Here is an 18,173-nt window from a genome sequence, read left to right as displayed (position 1 = left end):
GAAAATTTGTTGACGAACTTCAAAGCCAGGGCTGCAGTATCATCTTTTATGTGGAATATGTCCCGGTAGAAAAAGGAACGGAATCTCTTGTCTTAACTGATGACGATCTAAACCAGTTACAGGCAGATGTACAGGATTTAAAAGCAGCTTGCGAAAAAATGATTATTTTATCATTTCCGGGGGATGAAGCAGCCATGGGGGGTTGTCTTGCAGCGGGACGGGGATTTTTCCATATTAATCCGACAGGCGGCGCAGAACCATGTCCTTTTTCACCATATTCACAGTTAAACCTGACCCAGGCCTCTCTCTTAGAAGTTCTGCAGTCAGATTTCTTTGAAAAAGTAAGGGCTATTGAAGAAAGAGCAGACATCCATCAAGGGGGATGTACGCTGTTTGCCTGCCGACAGGAAGTGGAAAATATTTAAAGACTTGAAGTGAAGCATATGGATCATATTGACACAAAAAGAATAAGCATATAATCGGCAAATAATTATATGCTTATTCTTTCATTTTACATTTTAGGATTGATCTATTTATACATCCTGTTCTGTCAGATACACCTAATTGTCTATAACGTTTGTTTCCCCCATATAGACACAGGATGTTTTCATAGCTAATATAATCATGGCATTATGACTGTTTCACATTTATAATACCGCTGGTTTTCAGGCAATTCCTTATCTCTGTACACGTCCTGATCCGTCTCCGCCTGCAAGTTTCATCACTTCATCAACGGATACCTGATTGAAGTCGCCTTCAATGCTGTGCTTCAGACAGCTTGCCGCAACTGCAAACTCAATGGACTGCTGGGGTGCAAAGTCATTTAAGCATGCGTATATTAATCCGCCGCCGAAGGAATCCCCTCCACCTACACGGTCTACGATATGCATGAGATAGCTCTTGCTGAAATAGAAATCACTTCCGTCATAAAGCATGGCCGCCCAGTTGTTGTCATTTGCAGAAATGGAGCCGCGAAGGGTAATTGCCACTTTAGAGAATCCAAATCTTTCAGCCAGCTGTTTGGCAACATCTTTATATCCCTCATGGTTTACTTTTCCGGAAGTTACATCTGTATTTGCTGCTTTGATCCCGAATACATCACTGGCATCTTCCTCATTGGCAATACATACATCCACGTATTTACATAGTTCACCCATTACCTGACCCGCTTTTTCTTTTGACCAAAGCTTGTTACGGTAATTCAAATCACAGCTTACGGTAATCCCTTTTTCCTTTGCTTTTTTGCAGGCATTCAGACAGATTTCTGTTACGTTGTCTCCTAATGCAGGCGTAATTCCGGTAAAATGGAACCAATTCGCTCCTTCAAAAATCTGATCCCAGTCAAAATCCGCAGTGGTTGCTGCTGCTATGGAAGAACCGGCACGGTCATAAATTACTTTACTTGGTCTCTGGCTTGCACCTTTTTCCAGAAAATAGATGCCCACGCGGTCTCCGCCTCTTGTGATATAAGAAGTGTCCACTCCAAATCTGCGAAGAGAATTCACTCCCGCCTGGCCAATTTCGTGTTTGGGAAGCTTGGTTACAAAAGCTGCGTCCAGTCCATAATTCGCCAGGGAAACAGCTACATTTGCTTCTCCTCCGCCATAAGTCGCACCATAATTTTCAGCCTGCACAAACCGGTAATATCCTTCCGGTGCCAGTCTCAGCATAATTTCTCCAAATGTTATTACTTTCTTGCTCATATTTTATTTCCTCCGTAAATTTAATCTGAATAGTAAACCTGTATGGATAACGTGTTTGAAAAATCCAATATTAGGGTTCGCAAAAATCTATGGATTTGCTCTTATTTTCTCACTAAATGTACTGCAAATCCGCCAAACTCGCCTTCTAAATAAATCGCGATCAAGTTTCCTTTTTCATCACGTTTTGCTGATTCTTCATTGAAGATAACGCCCTGTTTGCCCAAATGGTAAACTGCTCTGTCGATGTAATTGGTTTTGACTGCGATATGCCCGTTGGTACCATAGCTTGGTGTATTCATCACTTCCACTGCACTGCCGGCAAAGACAGAAGAATTGCCAGCTTTTTTTGCAAATCCAAAGATCTGCTCAAATGAAGCTGCTGTGTTCACCGCTTCATCTTGATCAGCAGCATTGATCCCAACATGCGCCAGTTCAAAACCAAGCATTGCGGTCACTGCTTCTTTCGTCATATCTCTTATTTTATCAAATTCCCCTGCTGTGATCATATCTTTGCTTACCATCCAGCTGCCGCCGCAGGCAATAATCTTGGGGAAGTTTAAGTAATCTATCAGATTCTTTGCATTAATGCCGCCTGTTGGCATGAACTTCATATTTACATAAGGGGCAGCCATAGCTTTGATTTTGGCAAGACCGCCGGACGCCTCTGCTGGGAAAAATTTAACGACTTCCAGACCTAACTCAATGGCCTGCTCAATATCGGTAGGACTTGAGGTTCCCGGTGTAATGGGAATGTTTTTATCCACACAGTATTTTACTACTTTTGGATTCAATCCCGGGCTTACGATAAATTTCGCACCTGCTGCAACTGCACGGTCTACCTGCTCCGTAGTCAGCACGGTTCCCGCTCCTACCAGCATTTCCGGAAATTCCTGTGCCATTATACGGATAGACTCCTCTGCTGCTGCTGTACGGAATGTCACTTCCGCACATGGAAGTCCTCCTTCGCAGAGTGCCTGTGCCAGTGGTTTTGCATCTTTTGCGTCATCTAATGCGATTACCGGTACAATTCCCATTTTGGAAATCTCTTTTAAAATTTCATTCATGATTTAAATCCTCCTCATTATAGATCTTAATTTGTATTTTGTTTTACGCTTTGATTTGCGCTTTGTACTACGCATTGTTTTGTGCTTTGTTTTTTGCTTCGTATTATGCTTTATTTTGCGCTTTGCTTTGTGCTTCGTATTATGCTTTATTTTGCGCGTTGCACTACGCTATGTTTTGCGCTTTGTTTTGTGCTTCATTTTATTCTTTGTTCTGTGCTTTGTTATACGCTTTGTTTTATGCTACATTTTACGCTTTTTTTGCTCTTTACTTTACACTTTGTAATACGCTTCATTCTGCGTTTGCCTTACGAGTAATTTCATATTGTGAAACTATGTTTTGAATTACGATACCTTTAATTGCATTATAGGTAGAAACGCAGAAAATGTCAATAGGGAATTTATACTTTTTTTCAAATCCTGTCCGTCTCATGTCAATGCATTTTATATCAAAAAGAACAACCTCTACTTCCAGTATTTAACTGTTACGTGAGGTTGTTCTGCATATGGTAAAAACTTATTAGATTCTTTACAACTTTGTCAGGATTTTTTAAGAATTACATCCAGTGATTCTTAACATTTATGATATATTCTATATTTAATAAATAACATTCACATATTCTGGCTTAAAAAACAAAAGCTACTATAATAAGTCAAGACTTTACAGAAACTGATCGGACATATATTAACATAAGAATACATTGCATTTGTAAGAATAAATAGAAACGAAACAAGGAGATCCGCTATGGCTGAAAAATTAAAGAATCACATTCCCCTTATAACAAATATGATAACCGTGCTGACCGTTGTCCTCTGTATCATATTTGCGGTATATGGGTACCGCGCAGGCATTTTTGAATCAAAAGAATCTCTGACTGCTTTTATAAAGGGTCTTGGCTTGTGGGGACCGCTTGTATTTATGTTTATTCAGGCATTACAGGTGGTAATACCTGTTCTTCCCGGATTCGTAACCTGTATTGTAGGCGCCCTGGTATTCGGGCCTGTTATGGGATTCGTTTATAGCTATATCGGCATGTGCATCGGTTCCATCCTTGCTTTTATCATTGCCCGCAGATACGGAATTGACTTTGTCAAGAAATTTGTAAGTGATAAAACATACGATAAATACGCATCCTGGCTGGAGAAAGGAAAGAAATTCGATATCTTTTTCATGCTTGCTATATTCCTTCCGGCTGCTCCAGATGATCTCCTCTGTTTTATCGCCGGGCTCACCCGGATGCACTGGAAGAAATTTACAACGATTATCCTTCTTGGAAAGCCCTGGGTGATCGCCGCCTACAGTATCGGAACCGCCGGCATGATCCATGCAATCCATTTTTTCTAAAATGAATACGTTAGTCAAGATATCTTTTTAACTTCTACCCGTGGCAGTATCTCCTGCATATCTTTTTCCAGAAAGCTTCCGGTCTTCATGGTTAAAGCATTTGCAGCGGATACTGCCACTGCATATCTGAGCATCTCTTCGGAATCATAACCTCTGAATAGTCCCACGGCAAATGCCGCTGTCATAGAGTCCCCGCATCCCACCGTATTCACAACTTCCAGTTTCGGGGGTTTTCCGTGGTAGACACCTTCTTTGGTAACTAACAGTGCCCCCTCACTGCCAAGAGAAACCACTACCATTGGTATTCCCATTTCCCGAAGCTTTCTGGCACCGGCAATAATCTCTTCTCTGTTTGTGACCGGCACTCCCAGCAATGCTTCAATTTCGTCGTCATTGGGTTTGATCATGGTGGGACACGACTTAATGCTTTCTTCCAATAGCTTTCCGCTTGTATCCAAGATTACCTTATGTCCCGCTGCCTTTACCATATCAATCAGCTTTCCATAAATGCTGATCCCTACCCCTTTTGGGACACTTCCTGAAATGGTAACAACCTCACTTTTCTCTGCTATCTCCTTAAACTGGCATAGAAAAGCTTCTGCTTCAGAAGGTTTTATGGGCTCACCCGGTTCCAGGAATTCCGTAGAACTTCCATCTGCCGCCAGAACATTGATACAGCTTCTGGTCTCCCCTTTTACATGGACAAACTGGCTTTTTACCTGGCATCCCTCCAGCAATTCTTCCACATATGCACCATTGTGACCGCCTACAAAACCGGTTGCAAGCACTTCTTCTTTGCAAAGACTTGCTACCTTAGCTACGTTTAATCCTTTCCCGCCTGCCGTATTGGAGCAGGTTTTTACACGCATAACTTCTCCCTTTTTCAATTCATCTACCACATAAGCTTTATCAACTGCTACATTCAGTGTCACTGTTGTGATCATATTTTCCTCCTGTTCCGTGCAGCCGGATATCCCTGCCTCACTGATCATTTTTCCTATAAGAAAGGCTGTGCACATAGCCACAGCCTTTCTGTTTCCTATTTGATATATCGTGCAGCTGCCAGAAAGCAGTATTCAAACACGCTCTAAGCTTCGCTGTCAATCAAAATTTTTCCCTTCACCGCACCTGGTGTCTTAAACATTTCAAAAGCATCTCCGATCTGACTGAGCCCCAGCTTCTTGTAAATAAAAGAATCGTCGAATTTTAACTGACCCGTTTTGAAATAATGTGCCGTCAGTTCCCATTCTTTCCCCGGGAATGGTGCACTGTAGGACATCCAGGAGCCGGTAAGCTTAAATTCTTTCCGGTTCATATTCTCCCACTCACTCACCGTAAAGGATAATTCTTTGGTAGGGGTACCGATGAAGCACACCTCTGCTTTATTTGCTGCCAGCTGGAATGCCATTTTCATAGTAATGGTATTTCCTGCTGTTTCATATACAAAGTCATATCCCTTACCGTCGGTCAGTGCCATTGCCTGCTGTATGTAATCTTCTTCCAGCGTATTGATTACTGCATCCGCGCCTAAACGGGTTCCCAGTTCCAAGCGCTCTTTTGCGATATCGAATACCACTACCTTTGCAGCACCAAATATCTTGGCCCACTGCATGGTCAGCATCCCGATTGTTCCGCCGCCCAGAATTGCCACGGTTTTCCCGCCTGTATAATCACAGCGCTGTAAACCGTGAAGTGCTACGGTAGCCGGTTCAAAAAATGCGCCCTGCTCAAAGCTTACCTCATCTTCAAATTTAACCGCATTTTTTTCCGGTACAACTACGTACTGGGCAAAGCTGCCGTATTCTCTGGAACCGATAAAGCTGTAGTGTTTGCACAGTGAATAATTCCCCTTCTGGCAGTCTTCACACTTCATACATGGAACAAGGGGGACACCTGCTACCCGGTCACCCGGCTTTAAAGAAGTGACTCCGTCACCGATCTCTTCAACTGTTCCGGAAAATTCATGTCCCAGCACATTCGGGAAGAAATGACATGCATCTCCATTTACTCTTGGCACATCTGAACCGCAGATACCGGTATATTTTACTTTTATCAGTACTTTTCCCGGTCCTGCTGATGGTTTCTCAATATCATCATAACGAATATCATTTTTGGCATATACAACTCCTGCTTTCATGATTCAAACCCCTGGAGCGTGTTTGAAAATTGCTTTCTGGCAGCTGTGCGTCCCACTTTGTGGGAGATTTGTCCCGGATGAAGGGCGCGTAGCGGGCTACGTAACCTGAATTAGGTGCAAATATGCCGCTAAGTGGGGCATGCACAGATGGCAGGAATGAATTTTCAAATAAGCTCCAGAGCCACTTTTAAACAGACTGAAAAATATTCTGTGGCATTTCCCTTCTCCTTATATTTTTCCCAGCCATTTATTAAATTTTCTGTTTATTTTGTTTTTGTCTTTTTAGTCTTCTTTTTATATACTTTTTTATATACTTTTTTGTATCTAAGTGTCTGTTTTTATCTGATTTTCGTATGCTTATTTTGCTTTCCCGTCACTGTGGCATACTTTTATACGGTTCATTACAAGTTGTTTTACATTTTCACGTCCTGCTGCACCATACTTTTTCGGATCAAAGGTATCCGGCGCATCAGCCAGCACTTTTTTCACACCATCTGTATATGCGATCCGAAGTTCCGTAGCGAAATTTACTTTACAGATACCGCGCTTAATACTCTCCTGTACAGCCTCATCGGATAATCCGGATGCTCCGTGCAGTACCAGCGGAATTGATACCAGCTTACGGATTTCGCTTAAGCGGTCCAGATCCAGCTTTGGAATTCCGGAATAAACTCCGTGAGCCGTTCCGATTGCCACAGCCAGAGAACCGACACCGGTTTGCTCCACGAATTCTTTTGCTTCTTCCGGTACGGTATATCCGCCGGCTCCGCCGTCCAGATCATCTTCTTTTCCACCCACTTTTCCAAGTTCTGCCTCAACCGGCACATCGGATGGTGCACAGGCATCCACTACCCGTTTTGTAAGCGCAATATTTTCTTCGAAAACACTGTGGGAACCATCGATCATGATAGAGGTATATCCGGTGCGAAGTGCCTGCATTGCCAGTTCAAAACTGCTTCCATGATCCAGATGCATACATACCGGTACACTTGCCTTTTTTGCAATTGCCGCTACATTGGCAAGATATGCGTCAAGGCTTGCGTATTTAACGGTTGATGGTGTTGTCTGTATCATTACCGGAGCATTTAATTCCTCAGCGGCAGCAACAATTGCCTGCACCATTTCCATATTTTCCGCATTGAACGCCCCTACTGCATACCCTCCAGCCTGAGCATCTAACAACATCTGCTTACTTGTAACTAATGGCATAATTTCCTCCTATTCTGCGCCTTATCTGCGCGTGCCAACCGGATTCCTCATCTTAGAGCGTGTTTGCAAATCATTCCCTCCATCTGTCAGAAAGCATTATATACACTCCAGAACCTTCTCTAACGTATTTTACTTTTATAGGAATCACCGTAAAAATTCATGTTTAATAAATGTCTGAATTATGTTCGTTATGTTTATATCCTAATATAATCACAGACGTGTGTATTTGTCAAGTAAATTTTGTTTCATATTATGTTATTTTTTTTCGCATTCAAACATATTTCTGTTTGTTTTTCAATATTTATTCCTTTGCATTTCTGGATTTTCAATGTTTTTGTTTGATTTTTTTCGATTTCAAACATAAATACCTGGAATACCCTTGTATTTTCATTTGTCTCATATTATAATATTTAAAGACACGAACCTGTACTCTATCCAGCCAAAAACTACCGCGACAGTGCTGATTATTTTGTCAGTCTGCAAGGCGGAAAACAGGCTCATTTACATCGAATCAAAAGAGAGGAATTTAAGCCCCTATGAAAAATAAACGAACTGACCAGATCCTGGAATACATGCGTCTTCACGACGGCACTGCCAGCGTATTAGAACTGTGTACGGAATTTCATGTGTCCGATATGACGATTCGAAGAGATCTCCAGGCACTGGAAGATGATAAAAAAGTAATCCGCCATCACGGCGGCGCCACTCTGGTACAGGCATCCGCTTCCTTAATTAGTGATGCCCCCTTCCAGACCAGGCTGAATAACAATCATGATCTGAAAATGGCACTGGGACATGCCGCATCCGGGTATCTGCACAGCGCCAGCCTCGGAAGTGGATGCAGCTCTGTCTATATTGCATCCGGCACCACCCTGTACTGTATGGCACTGCAGATGAACTTTTCCTTGGACACCGCTACATTAGTAACCGATAATGTAAGTGTCTCCCAGGTATTGGCTAACCACCCGGATTATACGGTCATTTCAATCGGAGGCCAGCTGATTCTCCCCTCCCTCAATGCGGTGGGACATGTTGCAGAAAATATGATCCGCAGTTTTTCTTTTGACTATGCCTTTATCGGCGCCGCCACGATTGATGAAAACGGGATCATCTATAACTATAATTATATTGAAGCCGGTACTTTTACTGCGGTACTGGAATCTTCCAGACATATCGTGGTAGTTGCCGATTCTACAAAGTTTTTGAAAAAGAGCTTTGTACAGCTAACCCGGTTAAGAGAAGGCTTTACCCTTATCACCGATTCCGGCATTTCCAAAGAACTGCTGGAAACACTGCAGAATAACGGCGTACAGGTTCTGATCGTGGAAGCGCCTTCTGATTGATAACGTTTAGCTGCCTGATTGCAGTGAAAGGAGCCTGCCAATGAAAAAATGGTACCGACATATGGGTTTAAAATTCAAAGTCGTTCTTGCCATGACCTTTATCATCCTAATATACAGCGTCATTTTTAGCTTTGTCTCTATCCGAAATGCGCAAAATGAAATCAACAAGCAGCTGGAAGCTTCCCATATGGAGATCACCAATCAGTTCAACAACTACATTGACAATCTCCAGTCCTATCTTCTGGACATGTCTTCCACCCCCTATTTAAACCGCACCCTGCTTAATATTCTGGCTGACCGCCCGGTAAATACAGGAACGACTACAGATGCCTACCTCCATGACTTCTTATTTACTACAATTATGTCTAAGAATAACTTCAGCTTTGCCGGTGTGATAAACCAGACAAATTTAAACAGCGGATATTATATCACTACGGATACCAGCTTTGGACTTCAGAAATATGAGAAACTGGTAAAAAGCGATTCCTTTCTGGACTTTATAAAAAATGACTACGACTATGCATGTTATCCCATGCCGGCTGGTGATACTTCCATTCTGGAAAACAACGTGCAGGATAAGATACTGTATATCCGAACCATTAAAGATACCCAGGAAAGCTTTAACCTGCTGGGATATCTCCTCCTTGGAATCAATACATCCACCTTTGACGCCCAGTGTAAATCTGTGATTGACACATCCGTCAGCGGTATTACCATGACTGATTCCAAGGGGCGCCAGCTTTATCAGTATGGCATGAAAGAACCTGCCTTTTCGGAATCGGCAGGGCAGAACACGGAGATTGCATATGAAAAGTCTCAGGACATCCGTTATCTGAAATGTATCACAAAAGAGAACTCACTGGGCTGGACCATTACTTACTATACGGATTTATCCCACCAGTCAGCACCCTCTCTTTCTGCAACCATTACTTACATCATCCTGATTGCAGTTGCCGCCATCACTGTCTTTATCCTGATTGCATCCCTGATCACTTCTGCCGTCACTTCCCCGATGAAAAAGCTCCTGCACTCCATTCAGCATTTTCAGACAGGCGATTTTGATCAGCAGGTAGAAATTAAATATAACGACGAAATCGGACAGTTAACCGAAGGCTATAACCAGATGGTAAACCGTATCCGGGAGCTGATTCAGCAGAACTACGAGATCAAAATACAGGAGCAAAAGGCGCAGCTTGCCGCTCTTCAGACACAGATAAATCCTCATTTTCTATATAATACACTGGATTTACTCTACTGGAAAGCAATCGCTTATGATCAGGATGAAATAGCCGAACTGGTATATTCACTGTCCCGGTTGTTCCGCATCTCTTTAAATAAGGGAAATTCATTTATTACCTATGAAAAAGAGGCTGAATTCTTAAGCTGTTATCTGACTCTGCAGAAATCACTGATGTCTGAGCGTCTCACTTATACGTTAACGGTTCCGGATTCTATTAAGGGAACATACCTGCCCCGCTTTCTGCTGCAGCCGCTGATTGAAAATGCAATCGTCCACGGTTTAGATGATAACATGGATAATCCCCGGCTTACCGTTACCATTACCGATCATACAGAAACGGTATCTATTTCCATCCGGGACAACGGCAGGGGCATGGATCAGGCTTCTATAAACAAGCTTTTAAATGCGGATACCGCATCCGTTACGAAAGACGGTGAGTCTTCTGACAAAGGTTATGCTATTCCCAACATTCTGCATCGGCTGCAGATTTATTATGGAACAAGGATGTCATTTCAGATAGAATCCCAGGTAAATTCCGGTACCTGCATCCTGCTGGAACTTCCGGTCACAAAAACACTTCAGGAGGAAACAGATCATGTATAGCGTTATTATTGTAGAGGATCAGCAGTTTATCGCCAATACCATTGCTGCTACTATCCGTAAAAATCTCACCGATTTTCAAGTAGACGGCGTTTACGCCAACGGAAAAGAATGTCTCGACCATCTGGGCGATAATTCTCCGGACATTGTACTGACGGATATCAAAATGCCGGTTATGGACGGCCTGATGCTGTCCGAACAACTGGTGAAACGCTGCCCGAATACCAAAATTATCATTTTAACCGGTTACGATGATTTTAATTATGCCAGAACTGCCATCCGGCTCGGCATCACCAATTACCTGTTAAAACCCTGTTCCAGAGACGATCTGGCAGAAGCACTGGGCAGTGCTGCCAGGAAAATTGATCTGGAACGGCAGAATACAGCCGCGCTGAATGCTTATTATGAAAATTTCATCGGCAACCTGCCCACGCTGCGCCAGCAGGCAGTCATATCACTGTTGTTCCACTATCATGCCTGTACCAAAAACGATCTGATAAATATGCATTCCGGGCACCTATTATCCAAATGTGCCCTGTTCCTTTTGGATTTTGATTTTACCCACAGCCCGGAAAATCCTGCTGATACCGACCTGCTGTTGTTTTGCAGCAATAATATTTTAAATGAACTTCTGGAGCGCATTACAAATACTGAAATTTTTTTGTGCAATGAACAGATTTTAATCATCTTCCCTTTAGCCAACAGCACCTATGAAGAGGTTACGGATGTGCTGTCAAATGCCGCTCAACAATTAAACAGAGTTTTGAAGTCAAAAGTAACCCTATGTGAAGGCGGGATAATGGAGGATATTTTCTCCTGCAGGCAGGCATATCAGACTGCACTGTCCCGCTTAACCTCCAACTCCCCGAAAGCTTCGAATAGTTCCGGGGATATCATTCCCGGATCTGTCTCAACGCTGGAATTGCTGGAGAAGGCAACCACATATATCATGCTTCACTATTCGGAGGATCTGAGCCTGCAGGATGTGGCTGACCGTATTTTTATTTCTTATAATTATCTGTCCAGCCTGTTTTCCCAGCATCTGGGCATGAATTTTTCCGTCTACCTCACCAAAGTACGCATTGAAAAAGCCTGCGAACTGTTGAATAACCCAGGCATGCGTGTGGTAGATATTGCGGAATTGGTAGGTTATCAGAATTACCGTTATTTTAATCATGTATTTAAAAAGATGACCGGCTTCACTCCCACCGATTACCGGAGGGTAAAACTGATTGATGGTTAATAAAAAGGAAGACAGGCGTTTCATGTAAGCGCCTTGTCTTCCTTTTTGTCAATCTGTATTGTGTCAGCCATGTTGTGACATTATTCTTTTGCCGGCGTTGCCCAGACCCGTTGTGACATTGCTTTATATCAATCCTTGCAGCTAAGCGAAATCTGTTCACCCTCATAGAGCGTAACATCCAGGTATAATATCTCACCTTCCTGCCTCCAGTCACTGGCACTGCACCGATCCGCCAGTTTTCCCTGAAGCCATCCCCAGTGAAACTCCTTTATCCGGATACTGCCTTCTAAAACCTGGAATTCCATTTCACTCCCTTTACAGTAAAATCTTCCCCAGGCTCCGTCCAGGCTCCAAAATGTTTCGAATTGATCCACATCCGTTCTGGGATAAAAGCCAATCATCCCTTTTGTCATATCATAGCAAAAACCTCCATATGCCAGAAGCAGTCCATAGCTTGCCATGCTTCTCGCATAATTACTTCCGCACTCGATCTCATTGTAGGGGTTTCTCTTGCAGCCATCGTATTTATCCCGGACTGCTTTTACTACCTCATGACTCTCCTCCCACATTCCCATCTGTGCCAGATGGCAGGCAAACTGATACTCATATCCATGCATGGTTTCGCTGTTATACGTCAGTGGGATGGCAGGTCTTTTCTTTCCCTGCGGCCAGGTGCAGATCATGGTTCCGCCTTCATCATTCAGATTATAAAGCCTCCAGGGATTGGCAATCTCTCTCATGGATTTGTGATAGTTATGCCGGTATATGCTCTCCAGGGATTTTTTCGTCTGCTCTTCCTGGAAGATTTCACCCAATCCGCAGTTATTAGCATGCCACTGTCCAATGACCTGATCGATCATACAGCCTTCCCCAATCTGGTATTTGATTTCCCCGTTTTCTTCATTCCAGTAGATATCCATGGTACCATCCCCAAACAGGCAGGTCTGATCCTTAAATGTCTCCAGCACGGACTGGTCTGAAAGTACAATATCCTGGCAATAGTACCCGCCGTTGAACAAATGGCGGTCTGTCCATTCTTTGCCTTTTAAAAAGATTTCCCGGTAAAGTTCTGCCTTTTTGGAATCTCCCAGATATTTCGCCATAGCACTTGCAGCTTTTAATGCACACAGGTAAAATCCCTGCAGCCAGGAATTGGCTCCAAACAGTTCCATATCCAGGGTGTGATGCTGTCTGCCCCTGAGCACTCCGCTGCATCCCTCATCCCACAGATCTTCATTGCTTTCACTCCAGGCATATTCCAGGGCTTTTTTCACCCCTGTCCAGTTTTCTTTCAGCCATTTATCATCACCGGATATCTTCCACTCCCGATATACTTTTATAACAAATCCCATTTGTCCGTCTACACAGGCACGGAAATCTGCTGGCGGTGTTCCAAGGGGCAGCTGGAGTCTGAATCCCATACGTCCGTCTGCCGCCATACTGTATTTTAACTCCAGATCACGCATACTCCGCTCCAGTCCCGGGAACAGAAACGGCAGGGCATAGGCATAATTCCACACATGCTGGCATGATCCCTCACAGCATCCGGCATCCTCAATACATCCTTCAAACCCATAAAAAGAGCCATCTGTCAAACGCAGTACCGCTGCTGACTTTAGCGTAGACAAGTTCGATGCCACCGCATCCAGCTCTTCTTTTGGCAGGCTGGACCGAAATAAGGTATTTTTAAACAGCAGTGTACGATTTTGTAAACTGTCAAAGTTTTTCATGGCATAATCCGCGCATGCACGGGAAGATGGGAACATGGAAGCATAATAGTTTCTCCATACCGGCATATCTTCCATCCGCTTTTCGGGATGATATTTTACTTCCCAGCTTTTCACAATATTGGGATAGTACCAAGAGAGCACAAACCTGATTTTCTTTGCTTTACCAGCCGGAATATGTACGTGTGCTGCCAGGGTTCCCACGTCATGCACCACCTGCTGGTTTACCATATAATCGGCTTCATATCTTCTGTTCTTCAATTTTCCGCTGCCTGTCAGATCATTCCAGTACATTTCCACACCGTCGCTCCAGCCTCCCCGATACCAGTATTCCTGAAAGCTGGTGTCTTCACAGTCTGTGGAAATGCATAGATTTCCGAAATGGTAATCCTCTTTGTCAAATTCCCCGCAGTCTAACTTCAAATAACGAATGCCATCTTTTTCTTCATAACGGTGGCAGACCTTTTTCGTTCCCGTAGGATTGGAAACGGAAAATGCCAGCATATAATCCAAGTCATCCTCTGTAGGATTTCCAATTTCGAACTCAAAAAATGCGGCGGGAACAGAAGAGTTCCAGGCATCAGACGGAATCATGGGGTTAAATGCCGTAAGTTTAACTTCTGATGGGAAGTGTTCATCTCTATACGTAAGACACGCAACCGGGAATTCACCCTCAAACCGGACTTCTTTAAAATGTGGAAAACCTGCCATGGTGATCTGATCCGGACCAAACCCAAAACCGCTGTGAATATTTTCTGTCTTAACGCCTCCTATATAATGAGGTGCCAGATCGGCATTTAAAATTCGTGTATCCAAAACTCTGCCGTCTTTTTCGACTTTGATTGCAAAATGAGAATATCCGTTATAACTTTGTTTATTGGGCCTGCCGAATATTTCCCAGTCGATCAGCCTCCCGGTACCGGAAAGCCCTATGCTTCCGGTACCAATTCCTCCCAGAGGAAATGAAATCTGATTTGTATATTCCTTTTCATAAATCATGTTTTTATCCTTCCCTGTCTAATCATTGTAAAATCATCCTTTCACAGCACCAGCCATGATTCCTTCCGTAATTTTCTCACTGAACAGAAAATATATCAGGATGGCCGGAATTGCTACAATTGCCATGACTGCAAACTGTGCTGCCAGATCTGCCCCGTGCTCCGATGTAAATTTTGTTATTGAAAGGGGCAGTGTCTTATAGGTATCTTTACTTAAAAAGGTGGATGCCATTACATATTCATTCCAGCAGTTAATAAACGTTGTAATTCCAATGCTGGACAATGCCGGCTTTGTAAGCGGACCGATAATGGCAAAAATAGTTTTGAAGACGCCGCAGCCGTCAATCTGTGCGGATTCAATCATGGAAGTGGGGATCGTTTTTAAATACCCAGCCATGAGAAACAGCCCAAAAGGAACGTTAAATGCGATGTAAGGGATGATCATTGAAAAATAGGTGTCCCGGATGCCCATGGTCTCATAGAGGGAATAATTGGCGATTAAAGTGGTATGGGGCGGAATCATCATGCCAAGAAGCATCATCCAGAAGAAAAACTTACGCCCCCTCCATTCCATTTTCACAAATATGTAGGACATGGTCAGTACCAGAAACAGGGTTGCTGCAATGGAAACCACGCAGACTACCAGACTGTTAAACATGAATTTCGGTACATTTCCGGTAATCCAGGCTTTTGCATAATTGATCCACTGAGGCGGGTCTGGTATTTTAAAAATTCCCGAAACATAAAAGTCATTATTCTGCAAAAGTGAGAAATCAAACAAGTAGATCAGAGGATACACCTGGATTAGCGCGATGATGATAAATACAATGAATACGATTCTTGTATATGCTTTTTTCTGTTTCATCAGAGTCCCCCTAATCTGCGATATCCTGCTTCGTAAAGCGGAAAAATACAATAGTTACCAGAATACACATTACAGCAAATATGACACTGATGGCATTGGCATAACCCAGCTGGAAAGTCCTGAACCCTCTCAGATACATATAGTTTGCTACAAACTGTGTTACATTTAACGGACCTCCGTCTGTGGAAAGCATTACAATCTCCATGGTCTTAAAGGCATTGATAATCGCGGTGGCAAAGAAGACGCTGATAACCGGGAGCAGCATGGGAAGGGTGATCCGAAAGTGCAGGAAAAATCCGCTTGCTCCGTCGACTCTTGCAGCTTCAAAGACATCTTCTGGTAAGCTCTTAATTGCAACATAGTCATAAAGAAAACTCCAGCTCCACCCGATCCAGATAGCCATAATCATGACTGCCGGAAGTGCTGTCGCCGGGTCATTCAGCCAGTTCCTGGTAAGCCCATCCAGACCAAGGGTTCTCAATATGGTATTGATGACCCCAAAATCCGGGTTGTACATAAAAACCCATATTTTCACCAGTACAACGATATTGATAACCGCAGGTACGAAAAGCAGCGTCCGGAACACTTTTTCCACCTTTGGCGAAAGCTTGCGGATATTCCATGCAACCACAATTGCAATGGGATGTGAGATAAAAATATATCCCAGTGCCAGGAGGACTGCATTTCGGACAGATATCCAAAATACTTCATCCCCCATTAAATCTTTGTAATTCTGCAGTCCCACAAAAGTTCCCACATCTAATCCCGTGGCGCTGTACATGGACATTTTAATACTGCGAAACAGCGGATATAGAATTCCTCCTACGAAGAATAGAAGTCCCGGGATCAGTATGATTGTCACCGTCAGATATTTTTTTAATATTTTTTTCTTTTTTGCATTCATATTGACTCCTGTCTGATTACTTCCGGAACTTTATTTTACCTGGTTTGCTGCTGCTGCTTCGTCGGTAGCCTTCCAGAATTCATCTGTTGTTTTCTGTCCTAAGAGGAACGCCATAGTCAGATCCTTACACTCCTGTTCAAACACTGCATTCAGCCGGAACGCATATGGGTGGCTTGCCACAGCTTTAGCTCCGCTTATTGATTTCGCGGCTTCTTTTAACAGATCTGCATCTGTATCTTTTACGAACTGGTCAAACTTCTGCATTGGAATACCGATTCCATTTTCCCAGCATGCCTTCGGATAAAAATCAGGATCAAAAAATTCTTTCAGATAATTAACTGCCTCCGGTTTATATTCCGAATTTTCTGCAACCATCATACTGACTCCTTCACGTCCCATCAGACAGTCGCTGGTGTCCTTGCCATCCACAGACGGGAACGGTATGATGGCAACATTGTCACGCAGTTCCTGGGGTGTATCTTCTGATGTGGCAATGGCATTGTTCCAGGTTCCTGTATACCACATCGCTGCTTTTCCCTGTACAAACAGGTTCTTGGATGTAGCTTCATCATCGGATGTCCAGCTGTTTTGGAATAATCCCATATCTACCAGTTCCTTGTACATGTCTGCCGCTTCGGTAAACTCTTTAGTCTCTGCAAATTTTGTCTTCTGGGAAGCTGCATCCCAAATGGGATTCGGATCGCCACCTGTATAGCGGAACAGTATGTCGTTAAACATAACCGACTGGTTCCACAGATCTTTTCCATTCATGGAAATCGGTGCGATGCCTGCCTTGTTTAACTCGGTAACCGCTGTCTTTAATTCACTCATGGTAGTCGGGATTTTAATATTATTGTCTTCGAATATTTTTTTGTTTACATAGAGATACCAGTAATCTATCAGTTCCGGCAGCCCCAGTAATTTTCCGTCAACGGTTGCTCCTTCCAGTGCCCCCGGTGTAAAGTTAAAATCCTTAAAGTCCTCGGGATTTAATTCTGCAGCCAGGCCAGCATTTACATAAGGTAAAAACTCAGATGGATTGGACCATACGAAGAATACATCCGGCATACTCTTAGTGGAGCCGTAGATCTGCAGCTTTTTCTTATAGGTTTCATTATCATAGACTTCATACTCTACTTTAACATTGGGATATTTCTCTTCATAGCGCTTTTGAACATCCAGATAATATTGATGCAGGGTATCGGTGGGGTCCGGTCTTCCATGCATTACGGTGAGGGTAATTTCTTTTCCATCTGCCGAAGCTTCGGAAGCTGCCTTGCTTTCTGCTTCCGTTTTCCCGGATGTCTCCCCGGCCTTTGTCTCCCCCTGTGCTGCAGAAGTGTCTGCCCCTTTCGTTTCATCTGCTTTCTGCCCGCCGCATGCAGCCAGCGGTAAAACCATACATGCAGCCATAAATAAACTCAATAATTTCTTTTTCATATCCAATCTCTCCTTTTCCATAAACTGTACTTTTGTGTAACTATTTGAGAATTCTTCTTAAGTACCTGATATCTGAATCAGGTGTACGTCTGTTTCTTAATTACAGGATCATTTTAACATTGAAATCCCTCTTCCCATAAGTCCAAAAATTTATCATATGTCATAAATTTTATGATGTAACAGTTTCGGAATTTTATAAAAATACTTCCCTAGTACTACAACGTACAATTGCAGGTTGCAGATATACTACGAAGTCTTTACTTAGTAGGAACATAGTGAGGACATGCTGTTATAAAAAACTAAATTTGGGTTTTGCTGAGTAAAGACGCTTTGTAGATGGAGGTGGTGTACGGAAAGA

The 18,173-nt window shown here is 43.2% G+C and carries 13 protein-coding genes and 3 pseudogenes; 6 read left to right on the top strand and 10 right to left on the bottom strand.

Going from position 1 to position 18,173, the window contains the following annotated elements:
- Positions 1–425 (top strand): annotated as a pseudogene (locus ACH2DQ_RS00820) (radical SAM protein); the annotation flags it as partial.
- Between the two features lie 252 nt (positions 426–677).
- Here the strand turns inward: ACH2DQ_RS00820 and ACH2DQ_RS00815 are convergent.
- Positions 678–1,703 (bottom strand): PfkB family carbohydrate kinase, encoded by a 1,026-nt coding sequence (locus ACH2DQ_RS00815; protein WP_394914289.1) that lies wholly within the window; start codon positions 1,701–1,703, stop codon positions 678–680.
- 101 nt (positions 1,704–1,804) lie between these two features.
- Positions 1,805–2,767 (bottom strand): bifunctional 4-hydroxy-2-oxoglutarate aldolase/2-dehydro-3-deoxy-phosphogluconate aldolase, encoded by a 963-nt coding sequence (locus ACH2DQ_RS00810; protein ID WP_395025102.1) that lies wholly within the window; start codon positions 2,765–2,767, stop codon positions 1,805–1,807.
- Positions 2,768–3,509: 742 nt separating this feature from the next.
- Here ACH2DQ_RS00810 and ACH2DQ_RS00805 point away from each other — a divergent pair.
- A complete protein-coding gene (locus ACH2DQ_RS00805) occupies positions 3,510–4,109 on the top strand; it encodes a TVP38/TMEM64 family protein (protein WP_394914291.1) in 600 nt (199 codons plus the stop codon).
- Between the two features lie 14 nt (positions 4,110–4,123).
- Here ACH2DQ_RS00805 and pfkB read toward each other — a convergent pair whose 3' ends face one another.
- Both pfkB and ACH2DQ_RS00795 read right to left on the bottom strand, forming a co-directional pair.
- Positions 4,124–5,053 (bottom strand): 1-phosphofructokinase, encoded by a 930-nt coding sequence (gene pfkB, locus ACH2DQ_RS00800; protein ID WP_394914292.1) that lies wholly within the window; start codon positions 5,051–5,053, stop codon positions 4,124–4,126.
- 143 nt (positions 5,054–5,196) lie between these two features.
- On the bottom strand, positions 5,197–6,246 hold the full coding sequence (locus tag ACH2DQ_RS00795) for a galactitol-1-phosphate 5-dehydrogenase (RefSeq protein WP_394914293.1): 1,050 nt from the start codon (positions 6,244–6,246) through the stop codon (positions 5,197–5,199).
- Here ACH2DQ_RS00795 and ACH2DQ_RS00790 point away from each other — a divergent pair.
- Positions 6,245–6,337: pseudogene (locus ACH2DQ_RS00790) on the top strand (DUF6783 domain-containing protein); the annotation flags it as partial. The gene ACH2DQ_RS00795 and the pseudogene ACH2DQ_RS00790 sit on opposite strands and share 2 nt — an antisense overlap.
- Here the strand turns inward: ACH2DQ_RS00790 and ACH2DQ_RS00785 are convergent.
- Together ACH2DQ_RS00785 and gatY are read right to left on the bottom strand one after the other, a co-directional pair.
- Positions 6,302–6,391, bottom strand: a pseudogene (locus tag ACH2DQ_RS00785) (DUF6783 domain-containing protein); the annotation flags it as partial. The pseudogenes ACH2DQ_RS00790 and ACH2DQ_RS00785 overlap by 36 nt on opposite strands.
- A gap of 212 nt (positions 6,392–6,603) precedes the next feature.
- Positions 6,604–7,455, bottom strand: coding sequence for a tagatose-bisphosphate aldolase subunit GatY (gene gatY / locus ACH2DQ_RS00780; protein WP_394914294.1), 852 nt, complete (start codon positions 7,453–7,455; stop codon positions 6,604–6,606).
- Between the two features lie 536 nt (positions 7,456–7,991).
- Between gatY and ACH2DQ_RS00775 the strand changes: the two genes are divergently transcribed.
- The 3 genes from ACH2DQ_RS00775 to ACH2DQ_RS00765 are packed head-to-tail and all read left to right on the top strand — an operon-like array spanning position 7,992 to position 11,881.
- Positions 7,992–8,798 (top strand): DeoR/GlpR family DNA-binding transcription regulator, encoded by an 807-nt coding sequence (locus tag ACH2DQ_RS00775; protein WP_394914295.1) that lies wholly within the window; start codon positions 7,992–7,994, stop codon positions 8,796–8,798.
- A 40-nt stretch (positions 8,799–8,838) separates the two neighbouring features.
- Positions 8,839–10,641 carry a histidine kinase gene (locus ACH2DQ_RS00770; RefSeq protein WP_394914296.1) on the top strand — a complete coding sequence of 601 codons (1,803 nt, stop codon included), beginning with the start codon at positions 8,839–8,841 and terminating at the stop codon, positions 10,639–10,641.
- Positions 10,634–11,881 (top strand): response regulator, encoded by a 1,248-nt coding sequence (locus tag ACH2DQ_RS00765; protein ID WP_395025096.1) that lies wholly within the window; start codon positions 10,634–10,636, stop codon positions 11,879–11,881. Before ACH2DQ_RS00770 ends, ACH2DQ_RS00765 begins: the two co-directional genes overlap by 8 nt.
- A 128-nt stretch (positions 11,882–12,009) precedes the next feature.
- Here ACH2DQ_RS00765 and ACH2DQ_RS00760 read toward each other — a convergent pair whose 3' ends face one another.
- The 4 genes from ACH2DQ_RS00760 to ACH2DQ_RS00745 are packed head-to-tail and all read right to left on the bottom strand — an operon-like array spanning position 12,010 to position 17,815.
- A complete protein-coding gene (locus ACH2DQ_RS00760; protein ID WP_394914299.1) occupies positions 12,010–14,607 on the bottom strand; it encodes a GH116 family glycosyl-hydrolase in 2,598 nt (865 codons plus the stop codon).
- Between the two features lie 33 nt (positions 14,608–14,640).
- Entirely contained in the window at positions 14,641–15,471 is an 831-nt protein-coding gene (locus ACH2DQ_RS00755; protein ID WP_394914300.1) for a carbohydrate ABC transporter permease, read from the bottom strand.
- Between the two features lie 10 nt (positions 15,472–15,481).
- The gene (locus tag ACH2DQ_RS00750; RefSeq protein WP_394914301.1) at positions 15,482–16,375 is read right to left on the bottom strand and encodes a carbohydrate ABC transporter permease; all 894 of its coding nucleotides are present in this window, start codon (positions 16,373–16,375) and stop codon (positions 15,482–15,484) included.
- A gap of 30 nt (positions 16,376–16,405) precedes the next feature.
- Complete coding sequence (locus ACH2DQ_RS00745) at positions 16,406–17,815, bottom strand: ABC transporter substrate-binding protein (protein WP_394914302.1); 1,410 nt, start codon at positions 17,813–17,815, stop codon at positions 16,406–16,408.
- Positions 17,816–18,173 lie beyond the last annotated feature (358 nt).

Source organism: Robinsoniella sp., assembly GCF_034124845.1.
The sequence above is the reverse complement of the archived record's forward strand: the minus strand, read 5'-3'. Positions and strand labels throughout refer to the sequence as shown.